The following is a 15855-nucleotide window of genomic DNA, read 5'->3' as shown; positions in this document are numbered from 1 at the left end:
GGTACCGTCCCCGCATGCACACCGATGTGGAGACGACCCTGGGAACGATCAGGGGATGGCGGCGAGACCACGACCACGCCTTCCTCGGAGTGCCCTACGCCCTGTCCCCTGCCGGCGAACGCCGCTGGCTCGCACCGGCACCGCTCGCGCCGTGGCGCGGCGTCGTCGAGACGACCGCGCCGGGCGCCGCTGCGCCGCAGGACCCGTTCGTCCCCTCGACGTTCCGCGCCCAGGGCCCCGAGAGCGAGGACTGCCTCTTCCTCAACGTGTTCACGCCCGGGTGCGACGGCGCCCGACGCCCCGTGCTGTTCTGGATCCACGGTGGCGGCTTCAGCCACGGCTCGGGGACCCAGCGCCACTACGACGGCGGACCCCTCGCCGCACGCGGCGACGTCGTCGTCGTCACGATCAACTACCGGCTCGGCGCCCTGGGCTACCTGTACCTCGGCGGGCACGGCGGCGAGCGCTGGGGCGCGGCCACCAACGTCGGCCAGCTCGACCAGATCGCCGCCCTCCAGTGGGTCCGCGACAACATCGAGCGCTTCGGTGGCGATCCGGACAACGTCACGATCTTCGGGCAGAGCGCCGGCGGGGTCGCGGTCTCGACCCTCCTCGCGATGCCCGCCGCACGCGGCCTGTTCGCCAAGGCGATCGCCCAGAGTGGCACCGCCAACCGCCTCGGTGGCCCCGACCACGCGGCCACGGTCGCCACGGCCTTCCTCGACCGGATCGGCGTGCCCGACGCGGACCCGGCTGCTCTGCGGTCCGTCCCGGTTCCCGAGCTGCTCCAGGCACAGGGGGCGCGCGGTGCGCTCTCGCCCATCATCGACGGCGACACCCTGCCGGCCAAGCCGCTCGCGGCGATCCGTGACGGCCTCGTCGCCGATGTCCCGCTGATGATCGGCACGGCGCGCGACGAGCAGAAGCTCTACGTCGCCGCCGACCGTCCCCCGATCGACGACAGCGCGCTGATCCAGCAGGTCGCGGCCAGCCTCCCCCGTGCGGCTGCCGACCGGGCCGCGGAGGCCGTCGAGGTCTATCGGTCGTCTCGCGCCGCTCGTGGTCTGGGCGCGACGAACCACGACATCGCCGATGCCGTGGCCACGGCGTCACGCTTCCGCATGCCGGCGCTGCGCATGGCCGAGGCCGCATGCGCGCACCAGCCGGCCACGTTCGACTACCAGTTCGACTGGGAGTCCCCCGCTCGAGGCGGGACCCTCGGCGCCTGCCACGGCATCGAGATCCCGTTCGTGTTCGGGTCGATCGGCCGCACCGGTGACGACCGCATGAGCGGATCGGGACCTGACGCCGACCGCCTGTCGGGGCAGCTGATGGACGCCTGGATCGCCTTCGCCCGCCACGGCGACCCGAGCCACGAGGGGATCGGCGCCTGGCCCGGGTACGACACCACGACGCGCTCGACGATGGTCTTCGACCGGGACAGCGGCGTGCAGCACGGCCCGTTCGAGGAGGAGCGCCAGCTCTGGGAGTCGCTCCTCGGGGCCCGCGCCTGACCGCTGGCGGCCTGCGACCCCCTCAGGGCGCGGCGGTGTAGGCCGCGACGGCGTCGCGCACCTGCGGTGGCGCGGCGGCGAGCAGCTCGGGGTCCGGGCGGGCTCCAAGGGCGGCGTTCACGGTGGAGAACGCGATCCGTCCTGCGACGTAGACGGTGATGCCCAGGATCTGCGCGTCGTCGAACCCGGCCTGCCGCAGGTCGTCGACGTCGGCCGCCGTCGTCTCGTGCGGTCGTCCCGCCGCACGGCGCGCCCACCGGGCCAGCGCCTGGTCGGCGGGGTCGAGCGCCGCATCGTCGCCCCGCAGCAACCCGGCTGCGACGTCGGCCGAGGTCTCATCCGCCAGTCGACGACCCCACGCCAGCCCGCAGTAGGGGTCGCGGATCGTCGAGGCCGTGGCGGTCACGAGGACCGCTCGCTGGCGGAGGCTGAGCCCTGCGGTCTCGGTGGCTCCGCCGAGGAGGTCCCCGAGGCGGGGCTGGAGGGCCGGGTCGTGGGCCCACACGCGCGTGAGCTCCATCACGTAGCCCTCGCCGGCCACGTCGCCGTCGAACATCTCCTGAGCGGCCGCCGACAGGCGCGGGGCGGACAGGAACCCCGCCGGTCGACGGTGGCCCTCGTCGGGATCCGTACCTTCAGCGCGCTCCGGGGTCGTCTGCATCCGCGCATCATCCACCAGATCCCTGCGGCTGTCCCGTGCCCCTCTCCCACCCGACTCTCGACACGGCGCCGTGCCCGGTGGTTGGATGCCTCCGTGGGGAACGTGTGGGCGACCGGGCAGCGGGTCTTCGTCGAGGACGCGCGGGGCGGTGATGCCTACCTGCGCGCCACCTGGCACCCCGAGGGTCGACAGTTCGTCATCAGCCACTGGCAGGGCAACGTGTGCCTCGCCGCCACGCGGGTGCCGGTCGAGGCCGCGCCGCAGCTCATCGGCCTGCTCGCCGGCGCACTCGGCGACGTGGTGAGCCCGACCGTGGCCGAACCGACCGCTGCGCCGACGGACCGCGGGGTGCTGCAACGGTGGTGGGAGCGCAGCCGCTCCTGGCTCCTCTCCCGCGCGGCGGGCTGAGGGACAGTCGCCGACGACCGGCGACTGCGTCTCTCGAGCCCGACGCCCGCGTCGACCGGCTCTCAGGTCTCGTCGAGCCGTCGCCCGACCGCCAGGGAGGCGACGCCGAGGACCACGAGGACCAGAGCGATCGCGGCGACGGGCGCTGGCTCCGAGCCCGTGCGAGGGAGGATGCCGCCAGCCGTCGGCGTCGGATCGTCGGGCACCTGGGCGACGACGGGAGCGGCGACGACGAAGGGTGACAGGTGCGTGGTCGTGCCACAGACCTCACCCTGGGTCGGCCCGCCGACGGTCACGTCGGTCCATCCGGCCCCGTCGTGGTGGAAGACGCCGACGCCGTCCCGCCCGACGACGTCCGGTCCGACCGTGAGGCACACCGTCACCCGGGAGAAGCCGCCGCCGGCGACGGTCACGTCGTAGGCCTGGCTGAGAGCCTCGAGGCCGTCGGGTAGCGCCGGCGGGTCGGCCAGCAGGTCGACGCCGACGGTCACGGCGTCGGTGGCGGGGATGCCGTGGACGGTCACGGTCACGCCGGGCGACGGCTCGACGATCGTGTCGTAGGGCTCGTCGCACGCGTCACCGACGAGGTCACCGTCGCGGTCGGACTGGTCCGGGTTCGCGACACCTGGGCAGTTGTCGGTCGCATCGGGCAGCCCGTCGTCGTCGGTGTCGGCAGGCTGCACCGTGAGCGTCGCGCTGTCCGTCGCCGGCCCGCGCAGACCGTCGTCGGCGGTGAGCGTCACCGTGTAGGTGCCGGGGTGGGTGCAGGTGATCGTCGTGTCCACCGTTGACGCATCGGCGAACGTGCACGACGCCCCGCTCGCGACGTCCGGTCCGGGACTCCAGGTCCACGTCACGGTCACGGGATCCCCGTCGGGGTCGGTGACGGTTCCGTCGAGCGAGGCGCCCTGCCCGGCTTCACCGACGACGGCGGCACCGGCGTCCACCACCGGGAGGCTCTGTCCCCACAGGACGGTCACGTCGTTGCCGTACGGGTTTGCGGTCGCCACGTCGACGTCGCCGTCGCCGTCGAGATCTGCAGCCAGGATGCCGTTGGGCCCGGTGCCCGCGCCGGTGCCGACGTCGATCCTCGTGAAGCTCCCCTCGCCGTCGCCGAGGAGGACCGTGACGTTGCTCGACGAGCGGTTCGCCGTGACGAGGTCGACGTCGCCGTCGCCGTCGAGGTCGGCGGCGTCCATGCTCCATGGTTGCATCCCGACTGGGATGGACGATGCGTCGGCGAAGGTCCCCGCGCCGTCGTTCGTGAGCACCGAGACGGAGTTGCCGGAGAAGTCGGCGGTCGCCAGGTCGACGTCGCCGTCGCCGTCGAGGTCGACCGCCGCCACGTCGTTCGTCCCGCCTCCGGCGGCGACCGACGCTCGTGCCGGGAACGCTCCGGTGCCGTCGCCGAAGAGCAGCTCGACGGTCTCCGAGTAGCGATCCGCCACCGCGACGTCGATGTGGCCGTCGGCATCGAGGTCCGCTGCGGTGATCCCGTAGGGTCCGTTGAGCCCGGAGGCGACCACGGTCGTCGTGAACGTCCCTGCGCCGTCGTTGACGAGCACCATCACCTCGGCGAGGTTGAACGAGGAGGCGACGACGTCGAGATCGCCGTCTGCGTCGATGTCGACCAGCCCGACGTCGCTGATCTGCCGTCCTGCGTTGGACTCGACGGAGAAGGTGCCGCTGCCGTCGTTGCGGAGCACGGAGAGCCCGGGCGTCACCGAACGATCGGTGGCGACCACGTCGAGGTCGCCGTCGCCGTCGACGTCGCCGACCGCGACGGCGTCGGAGCGGGCCCCGGCGGGCATCGCGACGTCGGTGCGGTCGTAGCCGCCGGTGCTGTTGGCGAAGAAGATGGTGACGGCGTCGGCGCTGATGTGCCCGACGACGAGGTCGAGTCGCCCATCTCCGTCCATGTCGCCGGCATCGATCGAGAACGGCTGGTTCGCGGTTGCGAACCGTTCGGGCGTGAAGGCGGGGTCCGGCGCGGCGCTTGCGGCGGGAACGGCGACGGCCAGGAGCACGGGGACAGCGAGCAGGCCGACGAGCCGGCGACGGTGGGGAGAGGGGCGCACAGCCTCGACTTCCGATCGGGGCGGGGACGACCTGCGACACGGGCGAGGCGGTCGATCCAACGGTCGTGGACCTCTCTCACGTCGGCCGGCGGCCGCCCCTCATGAGGTGGCGGCGGCCTCAGGAAGAGTTCGTACGCAGCGCGTCGACGGTCGACCGCTCGCCGAACACCGTGTCGTCCTCTACCAGCTCACCGAGCGGCAACCCGAGCTCTCCCGATGGCCAGACGGTCATCACGTACAGGCCGTCTCCCACGATCGTCCAGATGTCGGGCTGGCAGTCGAAGACCGCGCCACCGGAGAAGAGAGGAAGCGCCAGCTCGCCCAGGTCCATGAAGCCCTGGGCGACCCGGGCCAGGTCGCTCGCCGTCCCGAACGGTCGTCGAAGGACGCCTCGAGCTGCGGATGCCGCCAGGTCCGGTGTCCTCGTAGGCGGCGCGCTCCTCGTACGACACGACCCTGCCATGGACCACGAGCTCAGCGGGCGGCCGGGGAATGTGGGCCCCTGCCTCCCCGTAAAGACAAAGACCGCTAGGCGCTGAGCCCGGCGAGGTGCTCGGGAAGTGGGTACCGTCCAAGGCCCCAGGCGGAGTTCTCCGGTTGGGGAAGCCAGAACCCTCCGGCGATCAGTTCGATCCAGCCGTCGACCATCGTCTCGAGGGACGGGGCCACTTGGTACGGCAAAGGCGTCACGTCGTCATGGCGCCACACCGTCGCGGTCGTCGGGTCACCGGCTGCGAGGTCCGCCGCGAGATACCCGCCGTGGAGGAAGTGCACCACCGGCACCCACGACGGCCGCCACACAGCCTCCGGAGGCAGATCGCCCTCGTCACGCAGGCTGTTGAAGAGCTCCAAGTTCATCGTGCGCACAGGGAGCGTCTCGTGCGCACCGACCGGCTCGAACGCCGGTCCGACCCTACGGTTCACGTGAGCGACCCCACCACGCCACGAGAACCACGTGACCACCTCGTCGGCTACCTCATAGCCGAGCGACCCGACGATGTCCCGAACCTCCGATGGTGACGCGGCTGCGGCGAGGTGTGCCGTCGCGACGACGCCGTGGCTGTCCCAGACAGCCGCGAATCGGTCGAGTGCATCGGCGAGAGCCACTCCCACACCCCCCAATGGAACGCGCCGTCGGGAATCTGGACATTCGTGTCGGAACGCAGTGTCACTCGGGCGCATCCCGAGTGACACTGCGTGTCCGTTCACATGGTGGGAGTAGGCACGTACTCGAACCTCACGAGTTCGGCCGCAATCGAGCAGGTGGTCCTGCCAGGTCCCGCCTGCGGGACCTGGCATCCGACCCTTCCCCGCGGCGTGCGCCGTCAGGTGTGAAGCGACCAGGGCCCGGCCCGTCGCATGGCGGCTAGGACCGGCGTCGCCGCTCGCCGGGATGAGCGCGCGCGGGGTCATCAACGGCCATGTAGAAGCCCCCACCTTCGGGGCGGGTCGTGATGCCTAGCCTTCGCCACGCCTCCTGGATGCCTGTGCTTCCGATCCCCCAGAGAGCCGCGCGGTCGGCCGCCCACTCGTTTGGTCCTGGAAGCAGCGGAGCGCTTCGGAGATGATCGATCCAAGGCGCCCAGAACGGTTCCAGTAGGTCGACCGCTCGACCCTCGATGAGCGTCATAGCTGGGTCCTTGTCTTCGAAGTACGCCTCAACGTGAGCGATGTAGTTCGCGATGCCCTCTGTCACTCGGGTCAGCCGCTGCCTCAGGGCGTCGAGATCCATCGCCCTTGTCCGGTAGCTCCACACCGACTCATCGAGTCCTGGGCTGACCTCATGGAGCGCGTTGCTGAGCCCTTCGAAGTACAGGCTCCCGAACACGGAGGCGAGCGGAATGCTTGTGCCATTCACGTCGGTGGGGTTGAGCAGAGCTTGTGTGAGGATCAACGCCAACCGGTCGACTCGGTACTCCTCCGCCGCAACCACCGAGATCATCCCGGCAACATCCCAGGGCAGCCAGACGTCCTCAGTTGCGCCCATCGCATGTCGTCTCCGAACGGCGTAGACGGCGTGGCACAGTTCGTGTGCGAGGATCGCGGCAGCGTGGCACTGAGCGATCCCGTCGTTGCCAGCCATGATGGTCTCCGGCACAACGACGGTGGCGTGGCGATCATCGTCGGACCTCAAGCACTTGCCGGCGACGACACCGCCGACTCGCTCGGGTCCCTCCCGGCGATCAGGCCCGAGACCGAGTGCCGCAGCTTCGCGCCGAGCTGCTGCCCAGACATCCTCGGCGACCAGGACACGAATCGACGGCACCTCGTGGCCAGTCTCCTCGAGGAGTGGCCCGCTCGTGGCAGCCCACATCTGCGTCGCCCAGTCCCGGACACGGGCAGCAGCAGAAGGATCGAGGCGGCCGCAGTCGACCTCGATGGGCACACGACCGGACCCAGATGCCGCCAACTCGATGTCATCAGGCAGTCCCATAGCGCCTCACCGCTCTCCTCGAACTACACCGGTGCAATTCTAACGTCCGACCCGAAAGTTCAACGAAGCTGCCGGCGGTTTAGCGGATCTTGTGAAACCTCGTTCAACTGCCGACAGCGCTTGATGAAGTTCACCGCCCGGGCCCGCCATACGACCCGGAACGAGCGCGATCGGTGCCGCAGTCCCCCAGCAGAATGATGGGATGGAGATGCGACCGACGTTCCATCCGATCAACCCGGGCCGAGATGTCGCCCGCACGTGGGAACCCGTGCAGTGGCTCACGGTTCAGGTTGCCTACACCGGTCACATCGTGGGCTTCTGGGTGAACGGCGGCTACACCCGGAGCGACGCCCTCGAGGCGCTCGTGGCGATGGTCGAGCTCGCAACCCCGGCGCCACCGGACTCAACGCGAGCGGGAGGCGGCTCCTGACGCGATGCAAGCCTGCCGCGCTCCTGCCGGGGTGGTTGGTAGCGGGGCCACGTGAGTCGGGCTCCCGCCGTCGGCGACGCCTTGCTCGGTGTCACAGAGGCCGCGCACGATGCAGGCATGGAACGAAGGCCTGACCGACCACCTCTGCCGCCCCAGGACCGCTACCGGATGCGCCGCCTCACCGAGGAAGAGTTGGCCCAGCTCTGCCAGCTGGCCCGCAAAGGACGCGAAGGCCCGAGAAAGGCGGTCCAGGCCCTGTGGGACCTGATCCTCCTCGAAGCCCACGGCCCTGCCGCAGTGGACGACCCCAGCACGATCGAGCCGTTCTGGGTTCAGGACTACAGCATCCCCGCCGGCCAGGCAGAGACCCTCGGGAATGCGATGGTTCAGAAGCGGCGCCTGCCCGAGCGAGACGTCAGCGGGATCGCCATGATGTGGTGGAACTACTGCCCGAGCGAGTACGACGACGAAGCACCCGCCGGGCCGTAGTACCGGCTCACCCGCAGAATGTCCGCAGGCGGTGTCCCAGAGTCCGGGAAGGTGGATCCATGCCCGTCCTCGACGCCCAGAAGATCGCTCTCGTCGGCGACAGCCACTGCGCCCTCGCCTGGACACAGCGGGTCGTGCAGCGTGCCGCCGCTGACGGGGTGTACCACATGCTGCAGCTCGGGGACTTCGGGTACTGGCCCCGCTTTGCTTCGGGCCGCCACTTCCTCGCCGAGCTCGACAAGGAACTGGATCGCGCCGGCTCGACCCTGTGGTTCCTCAGGGGTAACCACGAAGACCACGACATCCTGCTGCGGCACGAACCCGGCAGCGACGGTCTCGTGCACATCAGCGACCACATCCGGTTCATCCCCGACGGCACAATCATCGAGTGGGCAGGACGACGGATCATGGCGCTCGGAGGAGCACCGTCGATCGACGCCGACGGGCGGGTGCCGGGCATCGACTGGTTCCCAACCGAGGTCCTCAGCCGCGCCGGCTTCGAGGCCGCAATCGCAGCCGGCCCGGTCGACGTGGTCGTCTCGCACGACTGCCCTGCGGGAGTCGACCTCGGCTACCTCGCGGGCTGGGAGCCAGGCGACCTGCACCGCGCTGTCCTCGCCCGGATCGCAGAGGTGGCCCGCCCGGGCTTGTGGGTTCACGGGCACTACCACCGCCGGCGAGCTGCCGATGTCGCGTTCGGCGGTCAGGCCTGCCGCGTCGAGTCCCTCGGGCACAACCATCTGCCGGATTCGGTGATCTACCTGCAGCCGGACCTCGCTAGGAGTCTCCCCGCAGCGGAGATCCAGCCCACTCAAGGCAACGATGAGCTGGAGATCTAAGCCCGTGCAGCTGAGCCCGAGAGGCCGCCGTGCACCTTGGCGTTCCGGCCGCGATGAGGTAGAGGCGAACGGCCGGTCAATTCCATGACCAGGGCCAATCGGTAGTCGTTGCTCGGCTCGGGATCGAGGACTGGTCGATCCCGGTGTCAACAGAGCCGGCACTACTTCGTACCCCGGAAGCCGGCCACGAGGGCGCCGGGATCAACGCCGAACACATCGGCCAGCCGGACGATCGTCGTCAGGGTGACGTTCGCCTCGCCTCGCTCAACCCGACCAACGAAGGTCCGATGGATGCCAGCTCTAGCGGCAAGGCCTTCCTGGGACAGGCCAATCCTCTTGCGCTCAGCCCTGACTCGCCGACCGAAGTCGGCCGCTACGGCTCTGTCACCACCTGCAACCCGACCCACAAACGAAAGATCGTCGGCTGACCGCCTACTGGTCGACAGCCTACTGGTAGCGTTTCTGGGATCACCGAGGGGGTGTCGGCATGTCCGTTGTGAACGAGAACGGAGTCGTCACGGCAGAGGAAGCGATGCGACTCGCGTTGAGGCATGGACTGGACGCCATCAGCGACACGGACCCACCCTCGCAGCTGGATCGAGCAGAGCTCCTCCGCGTGGCCGAAGTGTGGACTCTTCTCGCCATCGGTCTCGCCACCGTCGGCCCCGTGTGGCCCCGCCGATGAGCTGCGTGGGCGCTGCTGCGTGGCGAGTCTCGTTGCCGGCACCAGTGCGCGCTCGCCCCAACCATGCGGGTGGTGTCGGTGCCAGTTGGTACCGTCCAGCCTCACCTGGGAGGTAGCGATGGAACCGACGGAACTCATTCCGATGGGATCGGGGCTGCTTCGGCAGGCGCAGTCGGCGGCGCATTCGGACCGCACGCCTGCCGAGCAGCTGAACTACTGGGCTCGTCTGGGCATGAACGTTGATCGGGAGGTTGCGAATCTGCCGCACGTTCTCGCGGCAGTCACAGGCCGGCGTCAGTTCGCCGACCTCGACCACGGCGAGCGGGCTCTCGCTCATGCGGTGATCGACGCGCAGATCGCTGCTGGAGTGGCGCAATCGCAATTCGGCTGACATAGCTCAGATGGCGGGCTTCGCACCGCCTCAGCGGTGCTGGAGGTGACCGCTTGCTGGTCGACCATCTCGTGAGAGCCGCACCGACATGGCCAATGCGGTCGTCCGTACGAGGTACCGAAGCGCTAGAACGTTCCGCACCGCGCGATCCGGGCGGACATGAAGGAGAGTGCAATGGGATTCTTGGGGCCGCAACCCAGCCTGGGCGACAACCTCAAAGGCATGGCCCGTTCGGTTCGGAACGGGACGGCGATGAACCCTCTAATCACGAGGAAGTTCATCAAGCAGGCACAGGCGGAGCGCCTCGCCAGGTACCCCGCGCCGTCTCGAAAGGGCGGCTGGTACTCGAAGTACAGCAGCGAGGACGGAACCATCCATGTGATGATCGGCCCAGACGGGAACATCACGACGACCTACCCGCATGTGCATGTGATCCACGATGAGCGGGGCAGTGAGGTTCGGGTCGTGGTCTCACGGGGACCGGGTGATCACCCGCACACCTTCCGGCTGCCTGGCACCGCAAGCGGAAACGAGGTCGACGCCAAGATCGCAGAGGCGATCCGGCTCCTCTAGTCCACCAGGACAAGGCCAGCATTCCGCTGGCCGGAGTCGTAGTGCTCGTGGGTTCATCACCGGCGAAGCCAACCTCCACAGACCCGTCGCAGACCGTCACTTCGCTCTCGGGATGTCCACGCAGCCCCGCAATCGGGCGCGTAGCTTGGCGGCCGTGCCAGACGACGACGCCGCAGCAGAGGTCACAGCCGACGAGGACCTGCCCGGTGCCGTCGGGCAGCCGATCATCGAGGGCCTTCCAGACGGCTACACCTACGGCGTCACGCGACACGCCGACATCATCCTCCAGGGTGCCTACTCCAGTCGCCTCAACGACCTCATTGCCAGCCTCGACCAGTTCACGATCAGCCTTGACGAGCTTCGTGCCGGTGGCGGAGGCCGCACGAAGTTCGTTGCCCGCTTCGACCAGTCCCTACGAGATCGGCGCGACACGGGGGTCCAGGTGTGGGGGAAGCAGAACATCACGATCAGCAAGCGACTCGGGTTCGACGACAACCTCGAGGAGGTCGCACGGACCCGTGGCCACGAGATCGACATGTTCGGACTCGGCCATCTCGATGACCACCTCCCCGGTGTTGCCGTCGAGATGGAGTGGAACAACAAGGACCCGTTCTACGACCGTGACCTCAACAACTTCTCTGCGCTCCACAGAGAAGGCGCCATCGCCGCTGGCGTCATCGTCACCCGCGGCCCGCGGCTACAGGAGTTGATCGGCCCGGTCATCCGCTCCAAGGACGGCGGGTTGAAGTACGGGCAGTCGTCGACGCACTGGGACAAGCTCGTACCGCGGGTCAACCTGGGAGGCGGTGGTGAGTGCCCCCTGTTGCTCGTCGGCATCGAGCCCGAGCGCGTGACCGGCATCGAGCTGGTCGTTGAGGTGAGCCAAGAGCTGGCCGCCGCCAAAGAGCGGCTGGACAACTGGAGAGACCACTACAGCGACCACCGGGAGGCGCAGCGCGACGTGAGGACCTTGCGCGAGGCGGCCAAAGCAAAGATCCCGCCGGTGAAATGACGCCTAGTTGGCGACAGCAGCCAGCCCGCCGTACGTGGGGTACTGACGGCCTCGAGGGACGACCTCTGGGTCAGCCTCGTTGCCCCACGCCGTCCACCCCTCCTGCGGGTACCGGGCGAACAGCTCCAGGTATGGGCCCGGCGAACAGGCCTCGATTATTCCGTACTGCTCGTCGGGCTTTCGGGAGTGCTCCCGCTTCTGTGTCTCGATCATGTTGACCTGCCGGCGGGCCGGCGCGAGCGTCCGCAGCTTGCCGCGCACCCCGAACAGGATCGGCTCAGTCACGTTCCGGAAGTAGAACCCGACGCCGCGGCCGTCGGGGCCGCCATCCTTGCGGCGCTTGGCCCACACGACCATCGACTTGTACGTGAACCCCCACGCTTCAAGCACCTGGAGTCCTTCGGCGACCAGTGCGTTAGGCACCCACAGGTAGCAGTGCGACTGTTCGGCCATCACGTTCGCCACGGGCAGACTGCAGATGTCGTCGAGGCTCATCGTGTCGTAGCGGGACAGGCGCCGATGCTCGGGCGCCACTTTGCCGGTGCGGTTCTGAAAGCGCCACGGCGGGTCGGCGAGAACAGTGCCGAACGGGACTCCGCCGAGGGCATCGACAGTCAGGCCCTCGTCGTACGGGCGCGCGACGGAACTGGTGGGGGCGTGACGTCGAGCCATGTGTGGAGCATAGGCAGGATGAGTGACACGCATGTGATTTCACGATCCAAAGGGTGGTCCCGCAGAACTCGGTCGGCTGGCTGCGGGGGCGCGACGGGCCGAGGCCTCTCGGCTCGCGACGTACCCCGACCAGTCACCGCGTGCGAGTTGGACCCAGTCGACAGCGGTGTTGAAGTGAAGTCCGAGTAGGTCGGCGAGCACCGGAACGGGAATCTCCCGGGCGAGGTGGAGAAGAGCGGTGTTCCGTGAGGGTCGGGCGCGGATGCCGATTGCGGCTTCGAGGCGCTTGCGGAGCTGCTCCGGGGTCACGTTCTCGCCGGCGTGGCCACCTGGGAAGAGCCACGGGTTCTCGACCGCTGCACCTGCGTGTCCTCGGGGAGTCTCAACCTGACGGCGGACAAGGTCATCGAGTGGTTCGAGGAGAGCGACGGGCGAGCTGCCGAACTTCACCGTGGTCGGCGGTCCGTGCTCGATGTCGTCGAGCCGAATCGTGGCGACGCGACTGAGGTGCTGGCCGTAGACGAGGACGAGAAGTCCGGCGATACGTAGGTCAAGCGGGATGTCCTCGTTGTGAAGTAGGTCGTCGACAAGCGCCCATCTGTCGGCATCGTCGACGGCGGCGGTAGCGGTGAGTGCCTGTCGGAGCGGAACGGTGAGCTTCGGCGCTTCGTTGCGCTCGTGTGCCCAACGGAGGAAGTCACGTATGCAGTAGCGCGTGGTGGGCCCGGCGGCGAGCCACGCGTCGAGGTCGCGCTGTGCTAGCGATTCGAGCTCAAGGTCGCGCAGGTCCAGCCATGCGAGAAGGTTCGCGGCTGTTCGTATGCGCTGCCTCGCCCACTTCGCACCGGCGTCCGTCAGCCGATCGCGTGCGTCCTGTCGTCGGACTCGCCGAAGGATCCGCCATTCGGCGAACGGTCGCACCACACGCGCGTGCGAGGGTGGGAGGGTCGCTGTGAAGCTGTCGAGCCAGACAGAGAGGCGAGCGGCCAGCTCACCTCGATCAGGGAGCGCACCGACGGCGACGAGCAGCTGGCGCACGTGGTCGACATGCCGATGGCCACGACCGAACTGGTCGAGCGCCTCGTGGCTGAGCTCGACCTCGCCACTGGCGACCCTGCGTAGAAGTTGTCCGCCGGCTCCGTGATCGAACCAACGCAGCGTCGCTGCAGCTGATCGACCCTCGAGCAGCGCGTCTCGCACGGAGGTGAGCTCCGGCCGCTGGCCAAACGCAGTGTCGAGTCTGGCGGTGAGTACGCAGCGGTGGCACCGCCCGTCGGCGTAGATGCGTGTTAGCTCGCCGCAGGCGGCGCAAGGCCGGGCGACGACGTGGTCATAGCAGCCGTTGCAGACCGGGCCGATGTCGGTGTGTGCCTGGACCGGTCGATCGCGCCCACATCGAGCGCAGGTGACCAGCGGTCGTGGCGCACAGACACCGCAGTACGGCTTGCCGTCGCTCTCGGAGACACGACACGGCTTCGTGTCGCCACAGACGCTGCAGGTTCTGGTCGCAGGCCGCCAGCAACGCGTGCAGACATTGCCGAGGTCGATGACGTCGCGCGCAGCAAGGGCGCGGTGCTCGCCGCACTTCGCGCAGAGCGCCGCCGGAGCGCGGTAGCAGGTACCGCACAGCGGTTCGCCGGTCTTGTTGGACTTCACGGGAGCGACGCGACCACAGGACGCACACTCGCGCTCTGGGCGCTGGTAGCAGCTCTGACAGAGCGCGCCGCCATCAGGGGTGCGCCGGGATACCGGTCGGTCGCGTCCGCATGAGGCACAGTGCTCGGTCCGCTGACGGAGTCGGCAGGAGTTGCACACAGCGGTCCCGTCGGGGTTGCGGATCGAGACGCGCCGGTCCTGTCCACATTCGCTGCACGTCTCCGAGTACTGCGACTGCCCACATGCTTTGCAGACCCGGCCGCTTCCCCGCTTGTAGACGAGCCGCACCACGCGTCCGCACCCGTCACATGCCGGCGGTGTCACCGGTGCGCCGGCCCCGGCCATGTCGGTGAGGACGCGAGCGACGACAGGCGGCACGTCACTCGCGCCGCTGGTGAACGCTGTGACGTCGGCGAGGTACCTAATCAACTTGTTGCGCTGCTGCGTAATCGGCGCCGCCGCGGCGACGATGTCCTCGATAACGCGTCGGTCAAGCTCAGGTGCGGCCGCACATGCGGCATCGACGACTGCGGTCAGGTCGGTCATGACTTTGGCGGACGCTTGATGCGTGCCCGAACGGGACGGAGATCGCTCACGGCGGGTCCCTCGCCGCCGGCGTTGGCCGTGCCCGTCTTGCGGACCTGACGGGACTCAAGGACGACCTCCATGAGGTCGTTGGGTGTGCAGTCGAGGATGTCGCAGAGCGCGGCGAGAGTGTCCATCGACAGGCGTTGCGGCTCCCCGGTCACGAGGCGGTAGACCTGCTCTCGGGACAGGTGGATGCCGCGCTCAGCGAGCGGTCCGACGATGTCGGAGGTCTGGTACATGCCCCGATCGGCCATCACGCGCCGCAGGTTCCAGCGGGTGCGCATCTTGCGGGTCATCGAGTGACCTCCGGTCGGTTGGCAGCGATGGCGTCGGCGAGGATTCGGTTCTTGAACTCGTCGCTGACACCGCTGTAGATGGCGGTCGTAGAGGCGTAGGCATGGCCGACCTGTTGCTGGACGAAGAGCTCTGGGTAGCCGTAGTGCTCCAGCAGATGGGTGACGTAGCTGTGCCGCAAGCAGTGGTGCGTGATCGCGCTGTCGAGGCCGGCCCGCTCGCGGACCGCGGCGAACGCGACGTCGGCGCTCCACTCCGACATCCGGCTGCGTCGCTCGGTGACAAAGATCGCCGGATGCTGGCCCGGCTTCAACAGCGGCCGGGCAACCTCGACCCAGTGCTGCAACGCCTCGACCGCCCAGTCCATCTCCGGCACGGTCAGCACCGTGCGCTGCTTAGGAGCGCTCCCGCGGCTCGACTTCCCGAAGCGCACACGGAGGGCGCCGTAGCGCCCCCAGCCTGGCACCTTCGGGTTGCGGTGGCGGTCGACGAGATCAAGATGCGTCATCTCGCGCAACCGGAGGCCCCAGGCGTACGACACCTTGAAGGCCGTGGCGTTCCGAAGCGCGGCGACAGCGCCCTTGCGCCCAGAGCGCTGAATCTGCTCGACGCGCTCGTCAGCGTGAGCGAACAACGCCTCGAGCTCGTCTAGGTCAAGCGGTCGGCGAGCTGGCTGCGCTTCGAGCTGCTGGACATGGTCGACCGTGTTCCACTCGTGACAGATCTGGGCGGGCGCTGCACCGAACCGCTCTTCGCAGACGGCGACCCACTCGTAGCGGCGATCGATCAGGTACTCGCAGAACAGGGCGATGTGGTTCTGATAGCCGCGAATGGTCGCGTGCGCCTTGGCACCACCCGCTACGGCCGCCACGGTGAACTCTTCGACATCGGCGGGGTGCCACTGCCACGGATAGCTCCCCGTGAACTCGCGGAACCTTCGGATGACGCTCAGACGCTGGCTGATCGTCTCGGGCCGTAGCATCCGGCTCTGCTGTTGCTGAGACCAGCCCAGGCACATCGCCTGCCAGACAGCTTCGGGGACATCCAGGTGGACGACGCCATCTGCGAGTACCAGCTGCGCCGATCCTGGTTCCCGACGTGTCACCGACCCTCCTAAGGCGTGTTGCACAC

Annotated in this window: 18 protein-coding genes; 8 read left to right on the top strand and 10 right to left on the bottom strand. The window is 68.6% G+C overall.

What is annotated here, in order from left to right; genetic code table 11:
* Positions 1–14 precede the first annotated feature (14 nt).
* Positions 15–1514, top strand: coding sequence for a carboxylesterase/lipase family protein (locus GH723_RS07435; protein ID WP_153759062.1), 1500 nt, complete (start codon positions 15–17; stop codon positions 1512–1514).
* Positions 1515–1536: 22 nt separating this feature from the next.
* Here GH723_RS07435 and GH723_RS07430 read toward each other — a convergent pair whose 3' ends face one another.
* On the bottom strand, positions 1537–2175 hold the full coding sequence (locus GH723_RS07430) for a carboxymuconolactone decarboxylase family protein (RefSeq protein ID WP_229023155.1): 639 nt from the start codon (positions 2173–2175) through the stop codon (positions 1537–1539).
* A 93-nt stretch (positions 2176–2268) separates the two neighbouring features.
* Here GH723_RS07430 and GH723_RS07425 point away from each other — a divergent pair, with 93 nt between their 5' ends.
* Positions 2269–2583, top strand: a complete 315-nt coding sequence (locus tag GH723_RS07425) for a hypothetical protein (protein WP_153759061.1) — start codon at positions 2269–2271, stop codon at positions 2581–2583.
* Between the two features lie 62 nt (positions 2584–2645).
* Here GH723_RS07425 and GH723_RS19225 read toward each other — a convergent pair whose 3' ends face one another.
* The 4 genes from GH723_RS19225 to GH723_RS07405 form a co-directional block, all read right to left on the bottom strand.
* Complete coding sequence (locus GH723_RS19225) at positions 2646–4661, bottom strand: FG-GAP repeat domain-containing protein (protein ID WP_153759060.1); 2016 nt, start codon at positions 4659–4661, stop codon at positions 2646–2648.
* Positions 4662–4779: 118 nt separating this feature from the next.
* Entirely contained in the window at positions 4780–4992 is a 213-nt protein-coding gene (locus GH723_RS07415; RefSeq protein WP_153759059.1) for a hypothetical protein, read from the bottom strand.
* Between the two features lie 197 nt (positions 4993–5189).
* Complete coding sequence (locus GH723_RS07410; protein ID WP_153759058.1) at positions 5190–5768, bottom strand: SMI1/KNR4 family protein; 579 nt, start codon at positions 5766–5768, stop codon at positions 5190–5192.
* Between the two features lie 259 nt (positions 5769–6027).
* Positions 6028–7095 carry a hypothetical protein gene (locus GH723_RS07405; protein ID WP_153759057.1) on the bottom strand — a complete coding sequence of 356 codons (1068 nt, stop codon included), beginning with the start codon at positions 7093–7095 and terminating at the stop codon, positions 6028–6030.
* A gap of 202 nt (positions 7096–7297) precedes the next feature.
* Between GH723_RS07405 and GH723_RS07400 the strand changes: the two genes are divergently transcribed.
* The 3 genes from GH723_RS07400 to GH723_RS07390 all read left to right on the top strand — a co-directional run bounded on the left by GH723_RS07400 (position 7298) and on the right by GH723_RS07390 (position 8853).
* Positions 7298–7525, top strand: a complete 228-nt coding sequence (locus GH723_RS07400) for a hypothetical protein (protein ID WP_153759056.1) — start codon at positions 7298–7300, stop codon at positions 7523–7525.
* Positions 7526–7693: 168 nt separating this feature from the next.
* Positions 7694–8014 carry a hypothetical protein gene (locus tag GH723_RS07395; RefSeq protein ID WP_153759055.1) on the top strand — a complete coding sequence of 107 codons (321 nt, stop codon included), beginning with the start codon at positions 7694–7696 and terminating at the stop codon, positions 8012–8014.
* A gap of 59 nt (positions 8015–8073) precedes the next feature.
* Complete coding sequence (locus GH723_RS07390) at positions 8074–8853, top strand: metallophosphoesterase family protein (RefSeq protein WP_153759054.1); 780 nt, start codon at positions 8074–8076, stop codon at positions 8851–8853.
* 161 nt (positions 8854–9014) lie between these two features.
* Here the strand turns inward: GH723_RS07390 and GH723_RS07385 are convergent, their stop codons facing one another.
* The gene (locus GH723_RS07385; protein ID WP_153759053.1) at positions 9015–9260 is read right to left on the bottom strand and encodes a helix-turn-helix domain-containing protein; all 246 of its coding nucleotides are present in this window, start codon (positions 9258–9260) and stop codon (positions 9015–9017) included.
* 396 nt (positions 9261–9656) lie between these two features.
* On the opposite strand from GH723_RS07385, the gene GH723_RS07380 reads away from it, so the two are divergent.
* From GH723_RS07380 to GH723_RS07375, 3 genes are all read left to right on the top strand, one after another.
* Positions 9657–9929, top strand: a complete 273-nt coding sequence (locus GH723_RS07380; protein WP_153759052.1) for a hypothetical protein — start codon at positions 9657–9659, stop codon at positions 9927–9929.
* A 159-nt stretch (positions 9930–10088) separates the two neighbouring features.
* Positions 10089–10502, top strand: a complete 414-nt coding sequence (locus GH723_RS18465; RefSeq protein WP_195210587.1) for a hypothetical protein — start codon at positions 10089–10091, stop codon at positions 10500–10502.
* A 154-nt stretch (positions 10503–10656) separates the two neighbouring features.
* Positions 10657–11514 (top strand): BglII/BstYI family type II restriction endonuclease, encoded by an 858-nt coding sequence (locus tag GH723_RS07375; RefSeq protein ID WP_195210586.1) that lies wholly within the window; start codon positions 10657–10659, stop codon positions 11512–11514.
* 3 nt (positions 11515–11517) lie between these two features.
* On the opposite strand, the gene GH723_RS07370 is transcribed toward GH723_RS07375, so the two are convergent.
* Genes GH723_RS07370 through GH723_RS07355 form a run of 4 tightly spaced genes read right to left on the bottom strand, consistent with a single transcriptional unit; the run spans position 11518 to position 15829 of the window.
* Positions 11518–12186, bottom strand: coding sequence for an MT-A70 family methyltransferase (locus GH723_RS07370; protein ID WP_153759050.1), 669 nt, complete (start codon positions 12184–12186; stop codon positions 11518–11520).
* A 39-nt stretch (positions 12187–12225) separates the two neighbouring features.
* Positions 12226–14388, bottom strand: coding sequence for a hypothetical protein (locus tag GH723_RS07365; RefSeq protein ID WP_153759049.1), 2163 nt, complete (start codon positions 14386–14388; stop codon positions 12226–12228).
* Entirely contained in the window at positions 14385–14726 is a 342-nt protein-coding gene (locus tag GH723_RS07360; protein ID WP_153759048.1) for a helix-turn-helix domain-containing protein, read from the bottom strand. The genes GH723_RS07365 and GH723_RS07360 overlap by 4 nt, the downstream gene beginning before the upstream one ends.
* A complete protein-coding gene (locus tag GH723_RS07355; protein WP_229023154.1) occupies positions 14723–15829 on the bottom strand; it encodes a tyrosine-type recombinase/integrase in 1107 nt (368 codons plus the stop codon). Before GH723_RS07355 ends, GH723_RS07360 begins: the two co-directional genes overlap by 4 nt.
* Between the last annotated feature and the right edge of the window lie 26 nt (positions 15830–15855).

Source organism: Actinomarinicola tropica (genome assembly GCF_009650215.1).
Taxonomy (GTDB): domain Bacteria; phylum Actinomycetota; class Acidimicrobiia; order Acidimicrobiales; family SKKL01; genus Actinomarinicola; species Actinomarinicola tropica.
This window is presented reverse-complemented; position numbering and strand designations above follow the sequence as displayed.